Source organism: Pectobacterium peruviense, from assembly GCF_003312355.2.
Classification (GTDB): domain Bacteria; phylum Pseudomonadota; class Gammaproteobacteria; order Enterobacterales; family Enterobacteriaceae; genus Pectobacterium; species Pectobacterium peruviense.
In genome coordinates this window covers 2,674,684-2,692,339 of the sequence record NZ_CP161826.1, presented here as the reverse complement: position 1 = coordinate 2,692,339, position 17,656 = coordinate 2,674,684, and the positions used below count along the sequence as shown (strand labels likewise).

At 49.8% G+C, this 17,656-nt stretch carries 12 protein-coding genes; 7 read left to right on the top strand and 5 right to left on the bottom strand.

Going from position 1 to position 17,656, the window contains the following annotated elements:
• Positions 1 to 317 precede the first annotated feature (317 nt).
• From ldtD to DUT67_RS12195, 3 genes are all read left to right on the top strand, one after another.
• Positions 318 to 2,060 carry a L,D-transpeptidase gene (ldtD, locus tag DUT67_RS12205; RefSeq protein WP_113631904.1) on the top strand — a complete coding sequence of 581 codons (1,743 nt, stop codon included), beginning with the start codon at positions 318 to 320 and terminating at the stop codon, positions 2,058 to 2,060.
• 178 nt (positions 2,061 to 2,238) lie between these two features.
• A complete protein-coding gene (locus DUT67_RS12200; RefSeq protein ID WP_039300556.1) occupies positions 2,239 to 2,787 on the top strand; it encodes a YcbK family protein in 549 nt (182 codons plus the stop codon).
• 81 nt (positions 2,788 to 2,868) lie between these two features.
• On the top strand, positions 2,869 to 3,516 hold the full coding sequence (locus tag DUT67_RS12195; protein ID WP_113625822.1) for an MBL fold metallo-hydrolase: 648 nt from the start codon (positions 2,869 to 2,871) through the stop codon (positions 3,514 to 3,516).
• Between the two features lie 71 nt (positions 3,517 to 3,587).
• On the opposite strand, the gene DUT67_RS12190 is transcribed toward DUT67_RS12195, so the two are convergent.
• The 4 genes from DUT67_RS12190 to pncB form a co-directional block, all read right to left on the bottom strand.
• Entirely contained in the window at positions 3,588 to 4,778 is a 1,191-nt protein-coding gene (locus tag DUT67_RS12190; protein WP_113625823.1) for an amino acid aminotransferase, read from the bottom strand.
• Positions 4,779 to 5,078: 300 nt separating this feature from the next.
• Positions 5,079 to 6,143, bottom strand: a complete 1,065-nt coding sequence (locus tag DUT67_RS12185; protein WP_317616498.1) for a porin — start codon at positions 6,141 to 6,143, stop codon at positions 5,079 to 5,081.
• 295 nt (positions 6,144 to 6,438) lie between these two features.
• Positions 6,439 to 7,839, bottom strand: a complete 1,401-nt coding sequence (gene asnS / locus DUT67_RS12180; RefSeq protein ID WP_113625824.1) for an asparagine--tRNA ligase — start codon at positions 7,837 to 7,839, stop codon at positions 6,439 to 6,441.
• A gap of 192 nt (positions 7,840 to 8,031) precedes the next feature.
• The gene (gene pncB, locus DUT67_RS12175; protein ID WP_113625825.1) at positions 8,032 to 9,237 is read right to left on the bottom strand and encodes a nicotinate phosphoribosyltransferase; all 1,206 of its coding nucleotides are present in this window, start codon (positions 9,235 to 9,237) and stop codon (positions 8,032 to 8,034) included.
• 223 nt (positions 9,238 to 9,460) lie between these two features.
• Between pncB and pepN the strand changes: the two genes are divergently transcribed.
• The 3 genes from pepN (at position 9,461) to DUT67_RS12160 (ending at position 14,079) form a co-directional block, all read left to right on the top strand.
• The gene (pepN, locus tag DUT67_RS12170; RefSeq protein WP_113631905.1) at positions 9,461 to 12,076 is read left to right on the top strand and encodes an aminopeptidase N; all 2,616 of its coding nucleotides are present in this window, start codon (positions 9,461 to 9,463) and stop codon (positions 12,074 to 12,076) included.
• 203 nt (positions 12,077 to 12,279) lie between these two features.
• Entirely contained in the window at positions 12,280 to 13,290 is a 1,011-nt protein-coding gene (gene pyrD / locus DUT67_RS12165) for a quinone-dependent dihydroorotate dehydrogenase (protein ID WP_048260499.1), read from the top strand.
• A 201-nt stretch (positions 13,291 to 13,491) separates the two neighbouring features.
• Complete coding sequence (locus DUT67_RS12160) at positions 13,492 to 14,079, top strand: cell division protein ZapC (RefSeq protein ID WP_113631906.1); 588 nt, start codon at positions 13,492 to 13,494, stop codon at positions 14,077 to 14,079.
• A 242-nt stretch (positions 14,080 to 14,321) separates the two neighbouring features.
• Here the strand turns inward: DUT67_RS12160 and DUT67_RS12155 are convergent, their stop codons facing one another.
• Positions 14,322 to 15,425 carry a YcbX family protein gene (locus tag DUT67_RS12155; protein WP_113631908.1) on the bottom strand — a complete coding sequence of 368 codons (1,104 nt, stop codon included), beginning with the start codon at positions 15,423 to 15,425 and terminating at the stop codon, positions 14,322 to 14,324.
• A gap of 112 nt (positions 15,426 to 15,537) precedes the next feature.
• On the opposite strand from DUT67_RS12155, the gene rlmKL reads away from it, so the two are divergent.
• Positions 15,538 to 17,655 carry a bifunctional 23S rRNA (guanine(2069)-N(7))-methyltransferase RlmK/23S rRNA (guanine(2445)-N(2))-methyltransferase RlmL gene (gene rlmKL, locus DUT67_RS12150; RefSeq protein WP_113632005.1) on the top strand — a complete coding sequence of 706 codons (2,118 nt, stop codon included), beginning with the start codon at positions 15,538 to 15,540 and terminating at the stop codon, positions 17,653 to 17,655.
• Position 17,656 lies beyond the last annotated feature (1 nt).

Genomic DNA, 17,656 nt, shown 5'->3' with positions numbered 1-17,656 from the left:
GGGGAATCGGTTCATCAACGCGTAAGATAATAACCAGAAGAAGAAGCAAAAATATTTTTCTCTTTATATACTGACGAGAAATGATTACAGGCCGTAGAGGGATTTGCGGTTGTATATTGTAAAGCGGCGTGTCAGTAATAATTTACGCCATATAAAAAACGATCCTATTTCATTCTTTATCGTTTTCTACACGAGAAAAACGAAAGAATGTGTTTACGCCAGAGTGACCGTATGCGAGCGAATTCGGTTTTTTATTTCCATGTTCAACGTGGATTGTCGTGAAAGCATAGTGATTAATGAGTACAGGGGATAAATGGATGTTGTTGTTACATAAGCGAAAAATGGTCAGGCTACTGTTGCGCGTGGGTTGTATTTGGGTCGGAAGCCTGTCTTCTTCGTTTTCGGTGCAGGCAGCCTCTCCGACGGTAATTTCTGGCTTATCACAAAGTTCGGGTGTGGTTTCTGCGGAAAAGAGCCGTGCAGGGCTTCTTTCAGCGCTGCCGCACGGCGTGTCGTTACATTATCTCTCTGATTTATCATCGCTTTATGCCCAACACCAGATGCAACCTATGTGGGCAGACAATCGCGCGGTTCAGCAGTTTCAACAACAGCTGGCCGAATTAGCGATCGCGGGTGTACAGCCGCAGTTCACCACATGGGTGACCTCGCTGACCGATCCTCAATTGACTGGGTTTGCGCGTGATGTCGTGCTATCGGATGCGATGCTGGGCTATTTGCAGTTCGTCTCTGGCGTGGAACGCAGTGGTAATGACTGGCTGTACAGCAGCGTGCCTTATCGCCTGCAATCTCCGGCAGCTAATATTGTTGCTCAATGGCAGCAGGCCGTGAAATCCGGCACCAGCGCGGCCTATGTCGTGTCGCTGGCACCACAGCATTCGCAATACGCCAAAATGCATGAAGCATTGAAGACGATGCTGACGGACAATCGTCCGTGGCCGAACCTGACCCTGACGGAATCGCTACGTCCGGAACAGCAGAGTCAGGGACTGGCGGTACTGCGTGAAATTCTGCAACGTACTGGCATGCTGTCGTCAACAGAGAGTATCACGCTGTTTAACGAAAATACGGCTGCGACAACCACATCACTAACTGAGCAAGCGTCTGTAGTCGATGGCGTCACCAATGCAGACGATCGCTACACGGGCGAATTGGTTGACGCGGTTAAACGCTTCCAGCACTGGCAAGGGCTGGAGGATGACGGCGTTATTGGTAAACGTACCCGCGACTGGCTCAATGTGTCTCCGCAAATGCGTGCCACGCTGCTGGCGTTGAATATCCAGCGGTTGCGCCTGCTACCGGATAATGTTCACACTGGCATCATGGTGAATATCCCCAATTATTCACTGATCTATTATCAGGATGGCGCTGAGCGTTTATCGTCGCGTGTCATTGTTGGGCAACCTAAGCGTAAAACGCCGTTGATGAGCAGCTCGCTGTATAACGTGGTGGTCAACCCGCCGTGGAATGTCCCTACGACGCTGATTCGGCAGGATATCATTCCTAAAGTAGTACGCGATCCTGGCTATCTGGCACGTCATGGCTATACGGTGTTGTCCGGCTGGAGTCAGGATGCAGAAGTGATTGACCCCTCTATGATCGATTGGCCGGGGGTATCACCAGAGCGTTTCCCGTATCGCCTGCGTCAGGCGCCTGGTGCGAACAACTCGCTGGGGCGCTATAAATTCAATATGCCTAACTCAGAAGCGATTTATTTGCACGATACGCCGAATCACAATCTGTTCCAGCGTGATATCCGGGCACTGAGTTCCGGCTGCGTGCGAGTCAATAAGGCATCGGAATTGGCCAGTATGTTATTACAGGATGCGGGATGGAATAATAGTCGTATTTCTTCCACGCTGGATCAGGGAAACACCACCTTTGTTTCAATGAAACATCGGATTCCGGTCAATCTCTATTATCTGACCGCGTGGGTGGCTGAAGATGGCCGACCGCAGTTCCGAACAGATATTTACAATTATGATGATACCGCCCGAGCTGGGACGAAAGTGCTGTCCAGAGCAGGACTGTTGCTTCAGTAAGTATTGAAAACATGGGCATTAGCAGTCTTGGTATTTTATCGTTTTGCGGGGGATCGATGCGATCTCCCGCAAACCCGTAAGCAAAGCGGGTTGACTCACTTTTCTCTGGCAGTTAAGGTTCAAGGCGGTGCGTTTTGTGCCTCCTTTATACCGTTCTTTTAGCCAGGGTACTTGTTCTATGGATCACATTGACAATCATCGCCGTAAGTGGCTTGCACTGGGTGGTGCCGCACTAGGTATCGCACTGCTTCCCGGTCAGGCATTTGCAACGTTATCTACGCCCCGACCACGAATTTTGACACTGGACAACCTGAATACCGGAGAGCGGCTAAAAACGGAATTCTTTGATGGCAAACGGTATAACAAATCAGAACTTTCCCGCCTGAATCATTTTTTCCGCGATTACCGCGCTAATAAAGTCAAAATGATTGACCCCCAACTTTTCGATCAGCTCTACCGTTTACAGGTCATGCTGGGCACCAACAAACCTGTGCAACTGATTTCTGGCTATCGCGCGATAGATACCAATAATGAATTACGTGCGCACAGCCGGGGAGTGGCAAAACAGAGCTACCACACGAAAGGGCAGGCGATGGATTTCCATATTCAAGGTGTTCAACTGGCCAACATTCGTAAAGCTGCCACCAAGATGCGCGCCGGTGGAGTTGGCTACTATCCTCGCAGTGACTTCGTTCATATCGATACTGGCCCCGTCCGCACCTGGTAATTCTCTACCGCAGCCTAAATTTTTTCTGATACGGTTCGTGAATACATCGCGAGCCGTTCAGTTTATTCAACATGGAGTGATATGAAATATCAAATTGTTCCGGTGACGGCATTTAGCCAGAACTGCACGTTATTATGGTGTGAAAAAACCAATGAAGCGGCAATTGTCGATCCCGGCGGTGATGCAGAAAAAATCAAATGCGCTGTCGCAGATGCAGGGATTTTAGTTAAGCAGATCCTGTTAACGCATGGCCATCTGGATCACGTTGGCGCGGCTGCGGAACTGGCGGATCACTATCAGGTCGCGATTATTGGCCCACAGATTGAAGATGCTTTCTGGCTGGAAGGGCTACCAGCACAGAGCCGGATGTTTGGTCTGGAAGAGTATGCGCCGCTGACACCATCACGTTGGCTACAGGAAGGTGATGAGGTCAGTGTGGGGGAGACGACACTGGCGGTTTTCCACTGCCCAGGGCATACACCCGGCCACATTGTCTTCTTTGATGTTGAGTCGCGTCTGGCACAGGTAGGCGATGTTATTTTCAACGGTGGTGTGGGGCGCACGGATTTCCCACAGGGTGATCATCAGGCGCTGATTGCGTCCATCAAAAATAAGTTACTCCCGCTAGGCGACGATGTGACCTTTATTCCTGGACACGGCCCGATGTCGACCTTAGGGCATGAACGTAAAACCAATCCTTTCCTACGTGAAGATGCCGCGATTTGGTAGTGTTTTATAGACTTGAAAAGCAGAAGTAGAAAAGCCGACACAATGTGTCGGCTTTTTTGATCGCAGAAGGATCAGAGTACGGCAACAATCGCTTCGCAGAGCGGTGCCATGTTTTCAGGCGTCATCCCTGCAACGTTGATACGGCCGGAATTCACTGCGTAAACGCCGAATTCGTTACGCAAACGTAGAACCTGCTCCTTGGTCAAGCCGCTGAATGAGAACATCCCATTCTGGTTGATGATGAAGGAGAAATCCTGCTCCGCGCCTTTTTCCTGCAAGGTATTTACGAACAGCTGACGCATACGCTGAATACGCTCACGCATTGCCGTCAATTCCTGTTCCCAAATGGCTTTCAGTGCATCGTTGCCCAGAATGGTAGCAACAATGGTAGCGCCGTGTGATGGTGGGTTAGAGTAGTTGGCGCGAATGGTGGCTTTCACCTGACTGAATGCCTTGTCTGCCGTTGCTGCATCAGCAGCAACCAGCGTGCAGGCACCGACGCGCTCATTGTACAAACCGAAGTTTTTAGAGTACGAGCTGCATACGATCAGTTCATCATGCGTCGCTGCAAAGAGTCGCAGGCCTTCAGCATCTTCTTCTAACCCACGGGCAAAGCCCTGATAGGCGAAGTCAAACAGCGGCAGCCAGCCTTTTGCTACCGAGAGCTCAGCCAGTTTAGCCCACTGCTCAGCGGTAGGATCGATACCGGTTGGGTTATGGCAACAGCCGTGGAACAGCACCACGTCACCCGCTTGTGCGGCGTTCAGGCTGTTCAGCAAGCCATCAAAATCCAGCGCATGATTCGCTGCATCGTAATAGTCATATTGGCAAACTTCCAAACCAGCAGCAGAGAAAACGTTATTGTGATTTGGCCAGGTTGGGTTGCTGATCCAGATACGCTTTGCAGACGTCTGATTTGCAATGAAATCAGCGGCTACACGCAACGCACCGGTTCCGCCTGGGGTTTGTGCCGTACGGGCACGTTTGTCGGCAATGATGGCATTCTGCTTGCCAAACAGCAGTTCCTGTGTGCACTGACCGAATGCTGGCAGACCGTCAATGCCCAGATAGTTTTTGGTGGTTTCATTTTCCAGCAGATAGTGTTCTGCTTTTTTTACGCTGGTCAGAACCGGAGTTTTGCCGGTTTCATCTTTATAGACACCAATACCCAGATTGATTTTATCCGCGCGGTCATCGGCGCGGAAAAGATCGGTCAGCCCGAGAATAGGATCGGCCGGTGCGGCAGAGATATTTTCAAACATTGCCAGAATGTTCCATAACTGAGATGAAATAAGAATTCTCAGAGTACCGTCAGTAAAAGGCTTTGCCAACCGTTGATGTCAAAAAGAAAGGGAAATAACAGGGAGAAGGAGAGAGACGAAATAAAAGACTGGTTAGGCGAGAATAATTGGCGCAAAGCAGAAACAAAAAATACGGAGAGCGTTTTTCAAGTCGCTGGCAACGAGCGCGTGCAATCGGAATGCTATAAAAAAAGACAGAGCCGAAGCTCTGTCTTTTCATGCAATACGAACGATTAACTCGTTACGTTATGCGGTGACAACTTAGAACTGGTAAACAACACCAACGTCTACGCGGTCATTGTTTTCGAGACCGTAAGCGTTGTCTTTATCAAGCAGGCTGATATCGTATTCAACATAAGTAGAGAAGTTTTTGTTGAATGCGTAGGTTGCACCAACGCTTGCATATTTAACGCCGTAGTCGTTTGCGTTCACAGTAGTATTGATTTTGTCTTTACGAGAAACGTAAGCCAGAGTCGGAGTCAAACCAAAATCAAAGTTGTACTGTGCAACTACTTCAAAGACTTTACTTTCGTCAGCTAAAACAGAACCAGTAGTTCTGAAGAAGTTACGACCTTCACCGTAAGTTGCAGCAACGTAGATGTTGTTTGCGTCATATTTCAGGCCAGTAGCCCATACGTCTGCGCGCTCACCACCAGCACTTGACGTGCGTTGAGCAGCGGTACGCTCCTGAGAACCGTAAGAAGCAACAACACCTACACCGAAATCAGTGTCGTAAGATAGAGAAGTTGCCCATGCATCACCGTGGCTGCGATCGATACGTGTGCCACTTTCATTTTTAGCAACGTATTGCAGACCAAATCCTAAATTGTCAACCAGACCAAAGAAGTTAGAGGTGTTGTAGGTTGCGGCACTGCTGACACGACCAGTCAGGGTGTCGGTAACACTGCTGTCGCCGCCGTTTTCTGGCAGTACGTCAGTATAAGCCAAACCGTTGTAAGCCACACCAGTGTTACGGCCGTAGTCAAAAGAACCGAAGTCAGCAAATTTCAGACCAGCAAACGCTTTACGGGTTTTTCCTTCCCCAGCACTAGTGCCTTGTTCTTCAACGCTGTTACCATCAAACTGGTATTCAAAGGTGCCGTAGCCAGTCAGGTCGCTGGTGATTTGAGTTTGGCCTTTAAAGCCCAGACGTGCATAGGTATTGTCTTCGTTTTCTGCACTTTGGTTCATAAATGCATAACCAGCATGTACACGACCAGTTAGATCCAGCTTGTTCGCATCTTTATTATAGATTTCTGCTGCGTTGGCTGCGCCTGCGACTAACAGAGCTGGGATTACTACTGCAAGAATGTTGCGTTTCATCATTATTACCCTCATTGGTGTTATTTAGACACCTGCCACTGCCATAAATAATTCTTTAGGGAACTATTCCTGAAAGTTTGGTGTCTTCCTGTGTCTGAACGCAGTTTTCCATTCACTCGCCCGTTTATCCACCCTAAAGATGCTACAAAGTTCGCAATCGAGTAACAAATGGAAATAATGTGTATCAAAATGTAAAATTCAGGGAACTTTGTGAGACATAACAAAAATTAAAAAAAAAGAGCCGGAAAATCCGACTCTTCTTTTCTACATATTTGTTTTACTTATATTAAATTTTTATTTAGAAACTGGCATTCCTTGGAGTACGCGGGAAAGGGATCACGTCGCGCACATTTTGTACACCGGTAACATAGGCAATTAATCGTTCAAAACCTAAACCAAAACCGGAATGTGGAATGGTGCCGTAACGACGTAAATCACGATACCACCAGTAGTCTTCTTTATTGAGACCCATCTCTTCCAGACGGTTATCCAACTCTGCCAGACGCTCTTCACGCTGAGAACCCCCGATGATTTCACCGATGCCTGGTGCCAGAACATCCATTGCAGCCACGGTTTTACCGTCGTCATTCATGCGCATGTAGAACGCTTTGATGTCTTTCGGATAGTTTTTAACGACAACCGGCGCTTTGAAGTGTTGCTCCGCCAGATAACGCTCATGTTCGGAAGAGAGATCGACGCCCCAGTAAACGGGGTTCTCAAACTGTTGTCCGCAGTTCAACAGAATCTCGACGGCATCGGTGTAATCTACCTGTGCGAAATCGGAACTGACGAATTTCTCCAGTCGAGTGACCGCTTCTTTATCGACGCGCTCAGCAAAGAACGCCATATCATCAGCACGTTCGTTCAGTACGGCCTGGAAAACATACTTCAGCAGATTTTCCGCCAGAGCAGCGACATCATCCAGAGAAGCAAAAGCTACTTCTGGTTCGATCATCCAAAACTCAGCCAGATGACGGCTGGTGTTGGAGTTTTCAGCGCGGAAAGTCGGCCCAAAGGTATACACGTTGGACAGCGCACAGGCGTAGGTTTCACCATTCAACTGGCCGGACACGGTCAGGAATGCTTCTTTCCCGAAGAAATCTTCGCTGAAATCTACTTTACCTTGTTCGGTACGTGGCAAGTTTTCCAGGTCGAGTGTGGAAACACGGAACATTTCACCTGCACCCTCGGTATCAGATGCGGTAATCAGTGGGGTAGACACCCAGAAGTAACCGTTCTCGTGGAAGAAACGGTGGATCGCCTGCGCCAGCGTATGACGAACACGCGCAACGGCACCGATCAGATTGGTGCGCGGACGCAAGTGCGCGACTTCACGAAGGTATTCGATGCTGTGGCGCTTTGCCGCCATCGGGTAAGTATCGGGATCGTCAACCCAGCCGACGACATTAACGTTGGTCGCTTGCAGCTCGAAGCTCTGGCCTTCACCTGGAGAGGCGACGACGTTACCGGTGATTTCAACGGAGCAACCGGTGGTCAGGCGCAGTACGTCATCCTGATAATTCGAGAGATTATTATTAACGACAGCCTGTAATGGATTAAAGCAGGAGCCGTCATAAACGGCGATAAAGGAGATACCGGCTTTAGAATCTCTCCGGGTACGTACCCAGCCGCGCACGGTGACTTCGCTGTCAACGGCGACACGGCCTTGCAGTACATCGACTACAGGCACTACGCTCATAAAATTCTCTCTTTAATTAATCGTGTATAAGAAATGTATCGTGTTTAAAACGGTAAGTGGCCCAATCCGAACCATTTGCTATGTTACTTGCGATGCAACAGGACACAAGCAGAAATCACCGGAATGGCGCGAAGTTTTCGCTCATGTCGGTGAATCTGCTGCAAAGTTGGTCAACCTCTATGAATGAAAGCCTTAACTGGCCTTTTTTACGCGGGGTAAGTCAAACGCTTTGCGTAACTCACACACGAAGTTCTGATCCTGACAGATGGTTTTACCGGGGCTATCGGAGAGTTTTGCCACTGGTTTACCATTGCATTCCACCAGTTTGATAACGATATTCAGCGGCTTCACGCCGGGAATATCACACGTCAGACGCGTCCCCATGCCAAATACCAGATTCACGCGTTGGTCGAAGTGACGATACAACGCCAGCGCTTTATCCAGATTCAAATTGTCGGAGAAGACCAGCGTTTTGCTCATTGGATCAATGTCCAAGCGTTGATAATGAGCAATGGCTTTCTCTCCCCAGTCAACCGGATCGCCAGAATCGTGACGTAGTCCCTGATAGGCTTCGGCGAACGGTAAATCGAAATCGCGCAGGAAGGCATCCATGGTGATGCAATCGGTCAACGCGATGCCTAAATGCGTGGGGTATTCACGTAGCCACATGTGTAGTGCGGCGCGCTGGCTGTTTGCCAGCGTCGGGCTAATTTGCTGATGTGCCTGAAACCACTCGTGCGCCTGCGTACCAACAGGTGTGATACCCAAACGGCGTGCCAGATCGTAATTGCTGGTGCCAATGAGATAAGGAAAATCGGCTTGCAGCGCCGTAACAATAGTTTGCTGAACATCGCGTGAGAAGCGGCGACGTGTGCCGAAGTCCATCAATTTGAACTGGCTGAGATCCACATCTGTGCTGTGTTGACGGAAGCTCTCCAGTGAGGCTGACAGCTGGATCAGCGCTTGATCTGTCGTGACGTTGGGCGAACGATGCCGATGTACGACTTCACTGATCACCGCCAGCAGAGGGACTTCCCACAGAATTACTTCACGCCACGGTCCGGTGATGCGGATATCCAGCTTACCAGCATTATTCTTGATCGAAACCTGCTGCGGATTGAAACGGAAGTCTCGGAGCCAGTGAAGATAGTCCTGCTGAAAGAATGGCAGAGAAGAAAGATAGGTGAACTCATCGTCGCTTAATGACAAGAAACGCATCAGATCAACCTGATGGGCTATCTCGTCGGCGTAAACACCTAATAACTCATCACCGCGACAGCGAAATTCAGCCGCAACGTCGACATCATAATAGTGATGATACACCGCCTGTTGCATGTGCAGCTTGTAGGCATCGGTATCCAGCAATGAGTGTAAAATCGGGGAAGTGTGCAAAGTCATAATGCGTTACAGCATCCTTGTAAGATGCTTATCCACCATCGAGACAATCAGCAATGTCCGGTCAGTATACCTTGATTATCCGTTTATTACATTACGACAACATAGCGAGACGTGCGGGAGTGAAGCACGGTACGATGATTATCCTCATTATTTTGTCGTGGTAACATTAAGATAACAGGCTTAGACTTGATCTTTGATGCTTATGACGAGGTGGAAACTTTATATGAATCAACAGCCGCAAATAAAATATCGCCATGACTACCGTGCGCCGGATTATACCATTACCGATATTGCACTGGATTTCGATCTTCATGCCGAGAAAACTCGCGTAAAAGCGGTCAGTCAGGTGGTGTTGCAGGGGGAAGCAGGAGCGCCGTTGAAGTTGGATGGTGAAGGGCTGACGCTGATTAGCCTGAGCGTTGATGGACAGCCGTGGACACATTACCAGCAGCAGGACGATGGCTTGATTGTGACACAATTGCCTGCGCGTTTTACGCTTAGCATCGAAACGGACATCAATCCTGCCGCCAATAGCGCACTTGAAGGGCTATACCTCTCTGGCGACGCGCTCTGTACGCAGTGTGAGGCCGAAGGTTTCCGCCACATTACCTACTATCTCGACCGGCCGGATGTGCTGGCGAAGTTCACGACGCGTATCACTGCGGATAAAGCTCGCTATCCTTATCTACTCTCTAACGGCAATCGTATCGCACAAGGAGAGCTGGAAGGCGGCCGTCATTGGATTGAATGGCAGGATCCGTTCCCGAAACCTGCTTATCTGTTTGCGTTGGTTGCCGGAGATTTTGATGTCCTTCAGGATCGCTTCACGACACGTTCTGGCCGTGATGTTGCATTAGAGTTGTTTGTTGACCGTGGCAACCTCGATCGTGCTGGCTGGGCGATGACCTCGCTGAAAAATTCGATGAAGTGGGACGAAGAGCGTTTCGGCCTGGAATACGATCTCGACATTTATATGATCGTCGCCGTTGATTTCTTCAACATGGGGGCGATGGAAAACAAAGGGCTGAATGTATTCAACTCTAAATACGTACTGGCCAAGGCAGAAACCGCGACGGATAAAGATTATCTGAACATTGAAGCGGTGATCGGCCATGAATATTTCCACAACTGGACCGGCAACCGCGTCACTTGCCGCGACTGGTTCCAGCTTAGCCTGAAAGAAGGGCTGACGGTGTTCCGCGATCAGGAATTCAGTTCCGATCTGGGTTCGCGTCCGGTAAATCGTATTGATAACGTGCGTGTGATGCGCGGTGCACAGTTTGCTGAAGATGCCAGCCCGATGTCGCATCCGATTCGTCCCGATCAGGTGATCGAGATGAATAACTTCTACACGCTGACGGTCTATGAAAAGGGATCGGAAGTGATCCGTATGATGCACACACTGTTAGGTGAAGAAGGCTTCCAGGCTGGCATTCGTCTGTACTTTGAGCGTCACGACGGCAGTGCGGCGACCTGTGATGATTTCGTTCTGGCTATGGAAGAGGCTTCCGGTGTTGATCTCACGCAGTTCCGCCGTTGGTACAGCCAGTCGGGCACGCCGGTGCTGACCGTGCGTGATGATTACGATCCGCAGACGCAACAATATTTGCTGAGCGTGAGTCAAATGACGCCAGTCGGTGCCGACAAGCAGCAGAAACTGCCGCTGCATATTCCGTTAGATATTGAGCTGTACGATCCGCAAGGGCAGGTGATCCCGCTACAGAAAGAGGGGCAACTGCTGGCATCAGTGCTTAATGTGACTGAATCCGAACAGACCTTCATTTTCGATCAGGTACCTTGTCGTCCGATTCCTTCTTTATTACGTGAGTTCTCTGCGCCGGTAAAACTGAACTATGCCTGGAGCGATGAGCAACTGACGTTCCTGATGCGTCACGCGAGCAATGCATTTTCACGTTGGGATGCGGCGCAGAGTTTGTTGGCCAACTATATTCGTCTGAACGTTTCCCGCTATCAGCAGAAGCAGCCGCTTTCCGTGCCAATGCATGTTATCGATGCTTTCCGCGGTGTGTTGCTGGATGAAACGCTGGATCCGATGCTGGCTTCTCAGATTCTGACATTGCCTAGCGAAAATGAAATTGCTGAGCTGTTTGACATCATCGATCCGACGGCGATCGCTGCCGTACGTGAAAGCATGACGCACACCATGGCGAAAGAAATGGCCGATGAGTGGCTAGCGGTATACCACGCGAATCACGCGCCGCAATATCGTATCGAACACGCGGATATGGGCAAACGCGCGCTGCGCAATGTCTGCCTGCATTATCTGGCGTTCAGCGATGCTGATCAGGCGAGTAAACTGGTGCTGGAGCAGTTCCGTCAGGCGGATAACATGACGGATTCGCTGGCAGCGCTATCGGCGGCGGTAGAGGCTCAGTTGCCAGTACGTGATGAACTGCTGACGCAGTTTGATAACCGCTGGCATCAGGATGGTTTGGTCATGGATAAATGGTTTGTGCTGCAAGCCACCAGCCCGGCTGCCGATGTGCTGACTCGCGTGCGTGAACTGCTGCAACACCGTTCATTTAGCCTGAACAATCCTAACCGCCTGCGTTCGCTGGTGGGGGCGTTTGCGGCCTCGAACCCGTCTGCGTTCCATGCTGAAGATGGCTGTGGTTATCGCTTCCTGACGGAGATTCTGAGCGATCTGAACACTCGTAATCCGCAGGTTGCGGCACGTGTGATCGAACCATTGATCCGCTTGAAGCGTTATGATGCTAAACGTCAAGCGCAAATGCGTCAGGCGTTGGAGCAACTGAAGACGTTGGAAAATCTGTCTGGCGATTTATTCGAGAAGATCAGCAAGGCATTGCAAGACTAATCCTGCCACGCTACTCCTTCTGTCACACGCGGCAGCCGACCGCGTGTGACATTTTCCCTCACGCTAATTTCTTACTTCCGCAAACGTTTTACTTTCCGCAGAGATGGCACTACCATCACCGACCGTGAGTTAAACCGTAATCCACTATTGCTTACCCCCAGCGTAGGCAAGATACCTTTGCGATAGGGATCTCAGGAGACAATATGTTCTATCCCGTTATCAAAAAAGCCCTGTTTCAGCTCGATCCAGAGCGTGCACATGAGCTGACCTTCCAACAATTACGCCGTATTACCAACACGCCTTTTGAATTTCTCGTCCGCCAATCTGTTCCGACTAAACCTGTTACCTGCATGGGATTATCTTTTAAAAACCCGCTTGGTTTAGCTGCGGGATTAGATAAAGACGGCGAATGTATCGATGCATTAGGCGCAATGGGATTTGGTTTTATTGAAGTGGGAACGGTAACGCCGCGTCCACAATCCGGTAATGACAAACCGCGACTATTCCGCATTGTGGAAGCTGAAGGTCTGATCAACCGGATGGGCTTCAATAATAAAGGCGTGGACTATCTGGTCGAAAATGTAAAGAAAACACGTTTTGGCGGTGTATTAGGGATCAACATTGGTAAGAATAAAGATACGCCGGTTGAGCAGGGTAAAGACGATTATTTGATCTGTATGGATAAGGTTTATCCTCACGCGGGTTATATCGCTATCAACATTTCGTCACCCAATACGCCGGGATTACGCAGCCTGCAATATGGTGAAGCGCTGGATGATCTTTTGCTGGCGATAAAGAATAAGCAGACAGAATTAAATGAGAAGTATCAAAAATACGTCCCTGTAACGGTAAAGATCGCGCCGGATCTTTCTGAAGAGGAATTGATCCAAATTGCCGATAGTCTGGTTCGTCATAACATTGATGGTGTGATTGCCACCAATACAACGCTCGATAGAAAACTGATTCAGGGATTAAATCACTGCGGACAAACAGGCGGATTAAGTGGACGCCCGTTGCAGACGAGCAGTACGGAAATTATCCGCCGTTTGTCACAGGAATTAGCGGGACGTTTACCCATTATTGGCGTTGGCGGAATTGATTCTCTGGTCGCTGCTCGCGAAAAAATGGATGCAGGTGCGTCGCTGGTACAGATATATTCAGGCTTTATTTTCCACGGTCCTCGTCTGATTAAAGATATCGTTACACATATTTAATCCGAAATTCCTTTCATTTCTAGCTGGGGGTTTATTTATCCCTCCAGCTAGTCTATATTTTATCCGTTTGCGTAAATAATCCATCAATCGATGTCTGACCTTCTGACTGCGATGTTTATGACGGTGAATGATTATTGCGATGTAAGAAAACACAATCAGTCATTTCTGATATTTCTACTGTGAAGGCGAAGGGTAAATAATATGAAGTTAAAACCTGACGATAACTGGCGTTGGTATTTTGATACCGAACACGATCGCCTGATGTTAGATTTGGCTAACGGCATGTTATTCCGTTCTCGTTTTCCGTCCAAAATGCTAACGCCGGATGCATTTAATGAATGTGCATTTTGCGTTGACGATGCCGCGTTATTTTTTACTTATAATGACAAATGCCAGAAAGCGGCACTGCATCGCGACCTTCAGGGCGAATTAGTCTTGAATGCGTTAGTAGCAAGCCGATTCCTGAAACCGTTAATGCCGAAAAGTTGGCATTTCATCCAACAGCCGGATGCCGTGATCTATTCACCGCAGGCGGGTGATGTTGTACAGGTGCAGCTCACTGAAACTCACGAAACAGCATGTTTTTTGGTGGCGGAAGCGGGGGATAAAGCTTGTCTCTGCCTGCTGGCGCAAGAACAGCTCTCATTAAGTGGGAAAACCATGGTGCTGGGTGATGCCATAAAAATCATGCACGACAGATTAATTCTGGCCGTTGTTCAGAATAGGTCTGAGTGGGAAACTACGCTGGGTGAAGGCACTTCGGCATTTGAGTACGCCAAGGTCGTCTAATCCCCGTCATACTTCAAGCTGCATGTGCGTTGGCTGCGTTCAAATACTCGGCCCGTCGTAGGCCTCGCCCTGAAGGGCCGCTGCAAGCAGCGTTCAAATCTGCCCCCAGCAGATTTGTCACCCGAATCACTTACTTGTGTAAGCTCATCGGGATTCCTTCTCTTGCCGCCTTCTTGCAACTCGAATTATTTAGGGTATCGATTCGTCATACTTCAAGCTGCATGTGCGTTGGCTTGTCTTGACTATCGCAGATGAATGTCGCTCTGCGGAATACAGCTGCAGCTAAGAATCTCACCGTTTGCTCTGATGGCACTTTGCTTCAGTGCAGAAACCTCTCCGCTGACTAACGTCAATTTACAGCAACCGCACAGTCCAGCCCGACAAGAGTAGGGGACGCGAATACCCTGTTGCTCCAATTGCTCTAGCAAAATTTGCTGATTATTCCCTTGTAACGATTTTCCCTGATAGTGGATGGTAACGGCCTGTTCGCTTTTTTCAGGAACGACAAGGCTTTCGACTACTTGACCGGAACCATAAGGACGCGGTGGTTTGGTCGCTAAGACTTCCAGCGTGTCGCCTACGCGAATGATACCCGTATTTCTGGCGACCAGATTTTGCCCGAAATCCACGTCGCCGTTGTCAGCAGTACGGAAAGATTGCAGCGTTGCCAGCGGTTCTGACGACGGGTGCTTACGCCCACGTTCGATACTGACGGTGGTCAAAATGCAGCGGCTACAGGGTTTGACGACGTCAAAAATAATCTCGCCGATACGAATGGTCTTCCAACTGTCTTCGGCAAAGGCTTCCGCGCCAGTCACCACCAGATTAGGGCGAAACTGTTCAATTTTAATTCCGGCGGAGCAGCGCTGGCGTAGCGCCTGAAATGATGCATCATTGATTAATAGAAACGGATAACCGTCGGCGAACGCTAATGGGACATCGGGATGATGCTTAACCCGTCGTGACGGTTCATTACCGACCCAGCGAAGTTGCACGGAACGCTGAAAATAGTGGCTTAGCCAGGTGTTGATGGCATCCGGGGCGACGAGCGCGGTGAAATGCGTGCCCCAAACTTCTGTCGGTTGAGGCGCTTCGATGAAGTCGGCAAAGCGTATCGTGGCAGTTTGGCCATCCGGAGCGGCAATAAACAGCCCATCCGGTAGCAACGCGGGAGTAAATAACACCATTTGTGGATACTGGCGGGCGGTAATAAATGTGCCATCAGGTTCGGTAATCATGAACGCACGATCGTTCGCCAAACCGCTGACAGACGCCATCGCGTGGGACAGCTGTAGCCCCCGCATCGATTTTACTGGGTGTATATAAAGCCGCGTTACGCCGATCACTGACCTTTCCTTGCCGAAGTAAAGCGGCAACTTTATGACAAGCGTCTCGGATTAGCTATAATGCGCCCCAATTTCTTTTTTAATGTTATTTCTTTTTGGTGATAGTGACGACATGAATGCTTTGTTTGCCAGCACGGCGCGGGGACTGGAAGAGTTATTAAAAAGCGAACTCGAATCATTGGGTGCGCAGTCCTGTGCGGTTGTGCAGGGTGGTGTCCATTTTGAGGGTGACAACCGCCTGCTGTACCAGAGCCTGCTGTGGAGCCGTCTGGCGTCGCGCATTCTGCTGCCGCTGAATGAATTCAAGGTACATAGCGATCTGGATTTGTATCTGGGTGTGCAGGCGATTGACTGGTCAACGATCTTTAGCATCGATAAAACCTTTGCCGTGCATTTTACCGGTACCAATGAAGATATCCGCAACAGTCAGTACGGCGCGTTAAAAGTAAAAGACGCGATTGTGGATAGCTTCACGCGTAAAACCGGGCAGCGACCGGATGTAGCGAAACAGCAGCCAGATATTCGCGTTAACGTCTTTTTGCAGCGTGATACAGCTAGCGTCGCGCTGGATTTAAGCGGTGATGGCCTGCATCAGCGCGGTTACCGCGATCTGGCCGGACTGGCTCCGCTCAAAGAGAATCTGGCGGCGGCAATTGTTTCACGTTCTGGCTGGCAAAACGGTACGCCAATGGTCGATCCAATGTGTGGTTCCGGTACGTTGCTGATCGAAGCGGCAATGATGGCATCCGATCGCGCACCCGGTTTGCATCGTACACACTGGGGATTTAACGCTTGGTTAAAACATGATGCTGCACTGTGGCATGAATTGACCAGTGAAGCACAGCAGCGTGCTAGTCAAGGTTTACAGGCGACCACGTCACGCTTCTTCGGATCGGATAATGACCGTCGAGTCATTGAGATCGCGAAAGCCAATGCGCGCCGCGCAGGCGTTGCTGAGCTGATTTCTTTCGGCGTAAAAGATGCAGCACAGTTGCAGAATCCGTTGCCAGAAGGGCCGAAAGGCACAGTCGTCAGTAACCCGCCTTACGGTGAGCGTCTGGAAAGTGAACCCGCGCTGATCGCCTTGCATAATATGCTGGGCCGTAAGATGAAAAGCGATTTTGGCGGCTGGCAGTTATCGCTGTTCAGTGCATCGCCGGAGCTGCTGAGCTGCCTGCAACTGCGTGCTGAACGTCAATTCAAGGCGAAAAACGGTCCGCTGGATTGTGTGCAGAAGAATTATCAACTGGCGGATACGCAGGGTGAATCTGCGGGACAAATCGCGGAAGATTTTGCCAACCGTCTGCGTAAGAACTTGCGCAAGCTGGAAAAATGGGCGAAACAGCAGGGAATTGAATGCTATCGCATCTATGATGCCGATCTGCCTGAATACAATGTCGCCGTCGATCGCTACGGCAGTTGGGTCGTTGTACAAGAGTATGCACCGCCGAAAACCATCGATGCTCAAAAAGCCCGTCAGCGGCTGTTTGATGTGATTAACGCTACGCTGAGCGTGCTGGAATTACCGTCGAACCGTCTGGTGCTGAAAACGCGTGAACGTCAGAAAGGCAAAAACCAGTATGAAAAACTGGCGCAGAAAGGCGACTTCCTTCTAATGGAAGAGTTTGGTGCCAAGCTATGGGTCAACCTGACTGACTACCTCGATACCGGTTTGTTCCTTGACCACCGTATCGCCCGTAAAATGCTGGGTGAGATGAGTCGTGGCAAAGATTTCCTCAACCTGTTTGCTTATACCGGTACGGCGAGTGTTCACGCTGGATTGGGAGGCGCACGTTCAACGACCACTGTCGACATGTCGCGCACCTATCTGGAATGGGCAGAGAAAAACCTGCGGGTGAACGGCCTGACCGGGCGTCAGCATCGTCTGATCCAAGCGGATTGTCTCTCATGGTTACATAACGGCCATGAACAATTTGATGTGATCTTCATCGACCCGCCGACCTTCTCTAACTCAAAACGTATGGAAGAGTCGTTTGATGTTCAGCGCGACCATTTGGCGCTGATGAAAGATCTCAAACGCCTGCTGCGCCGTGGCGGCACCATCATGTTCTCGAACAATAAACGCGGCTTCCAGATGGATGTTGCTGGCCTGACCGCGCTGGGGCTGAATGCCAAAGAAATTACCGCGCAGACCCAATCGCAGGATTTTGCCCGTAATCGTCAAATTCATAACTGCTGGCTGCTGACGCATGCCGGTGAGGAAAAGTAAC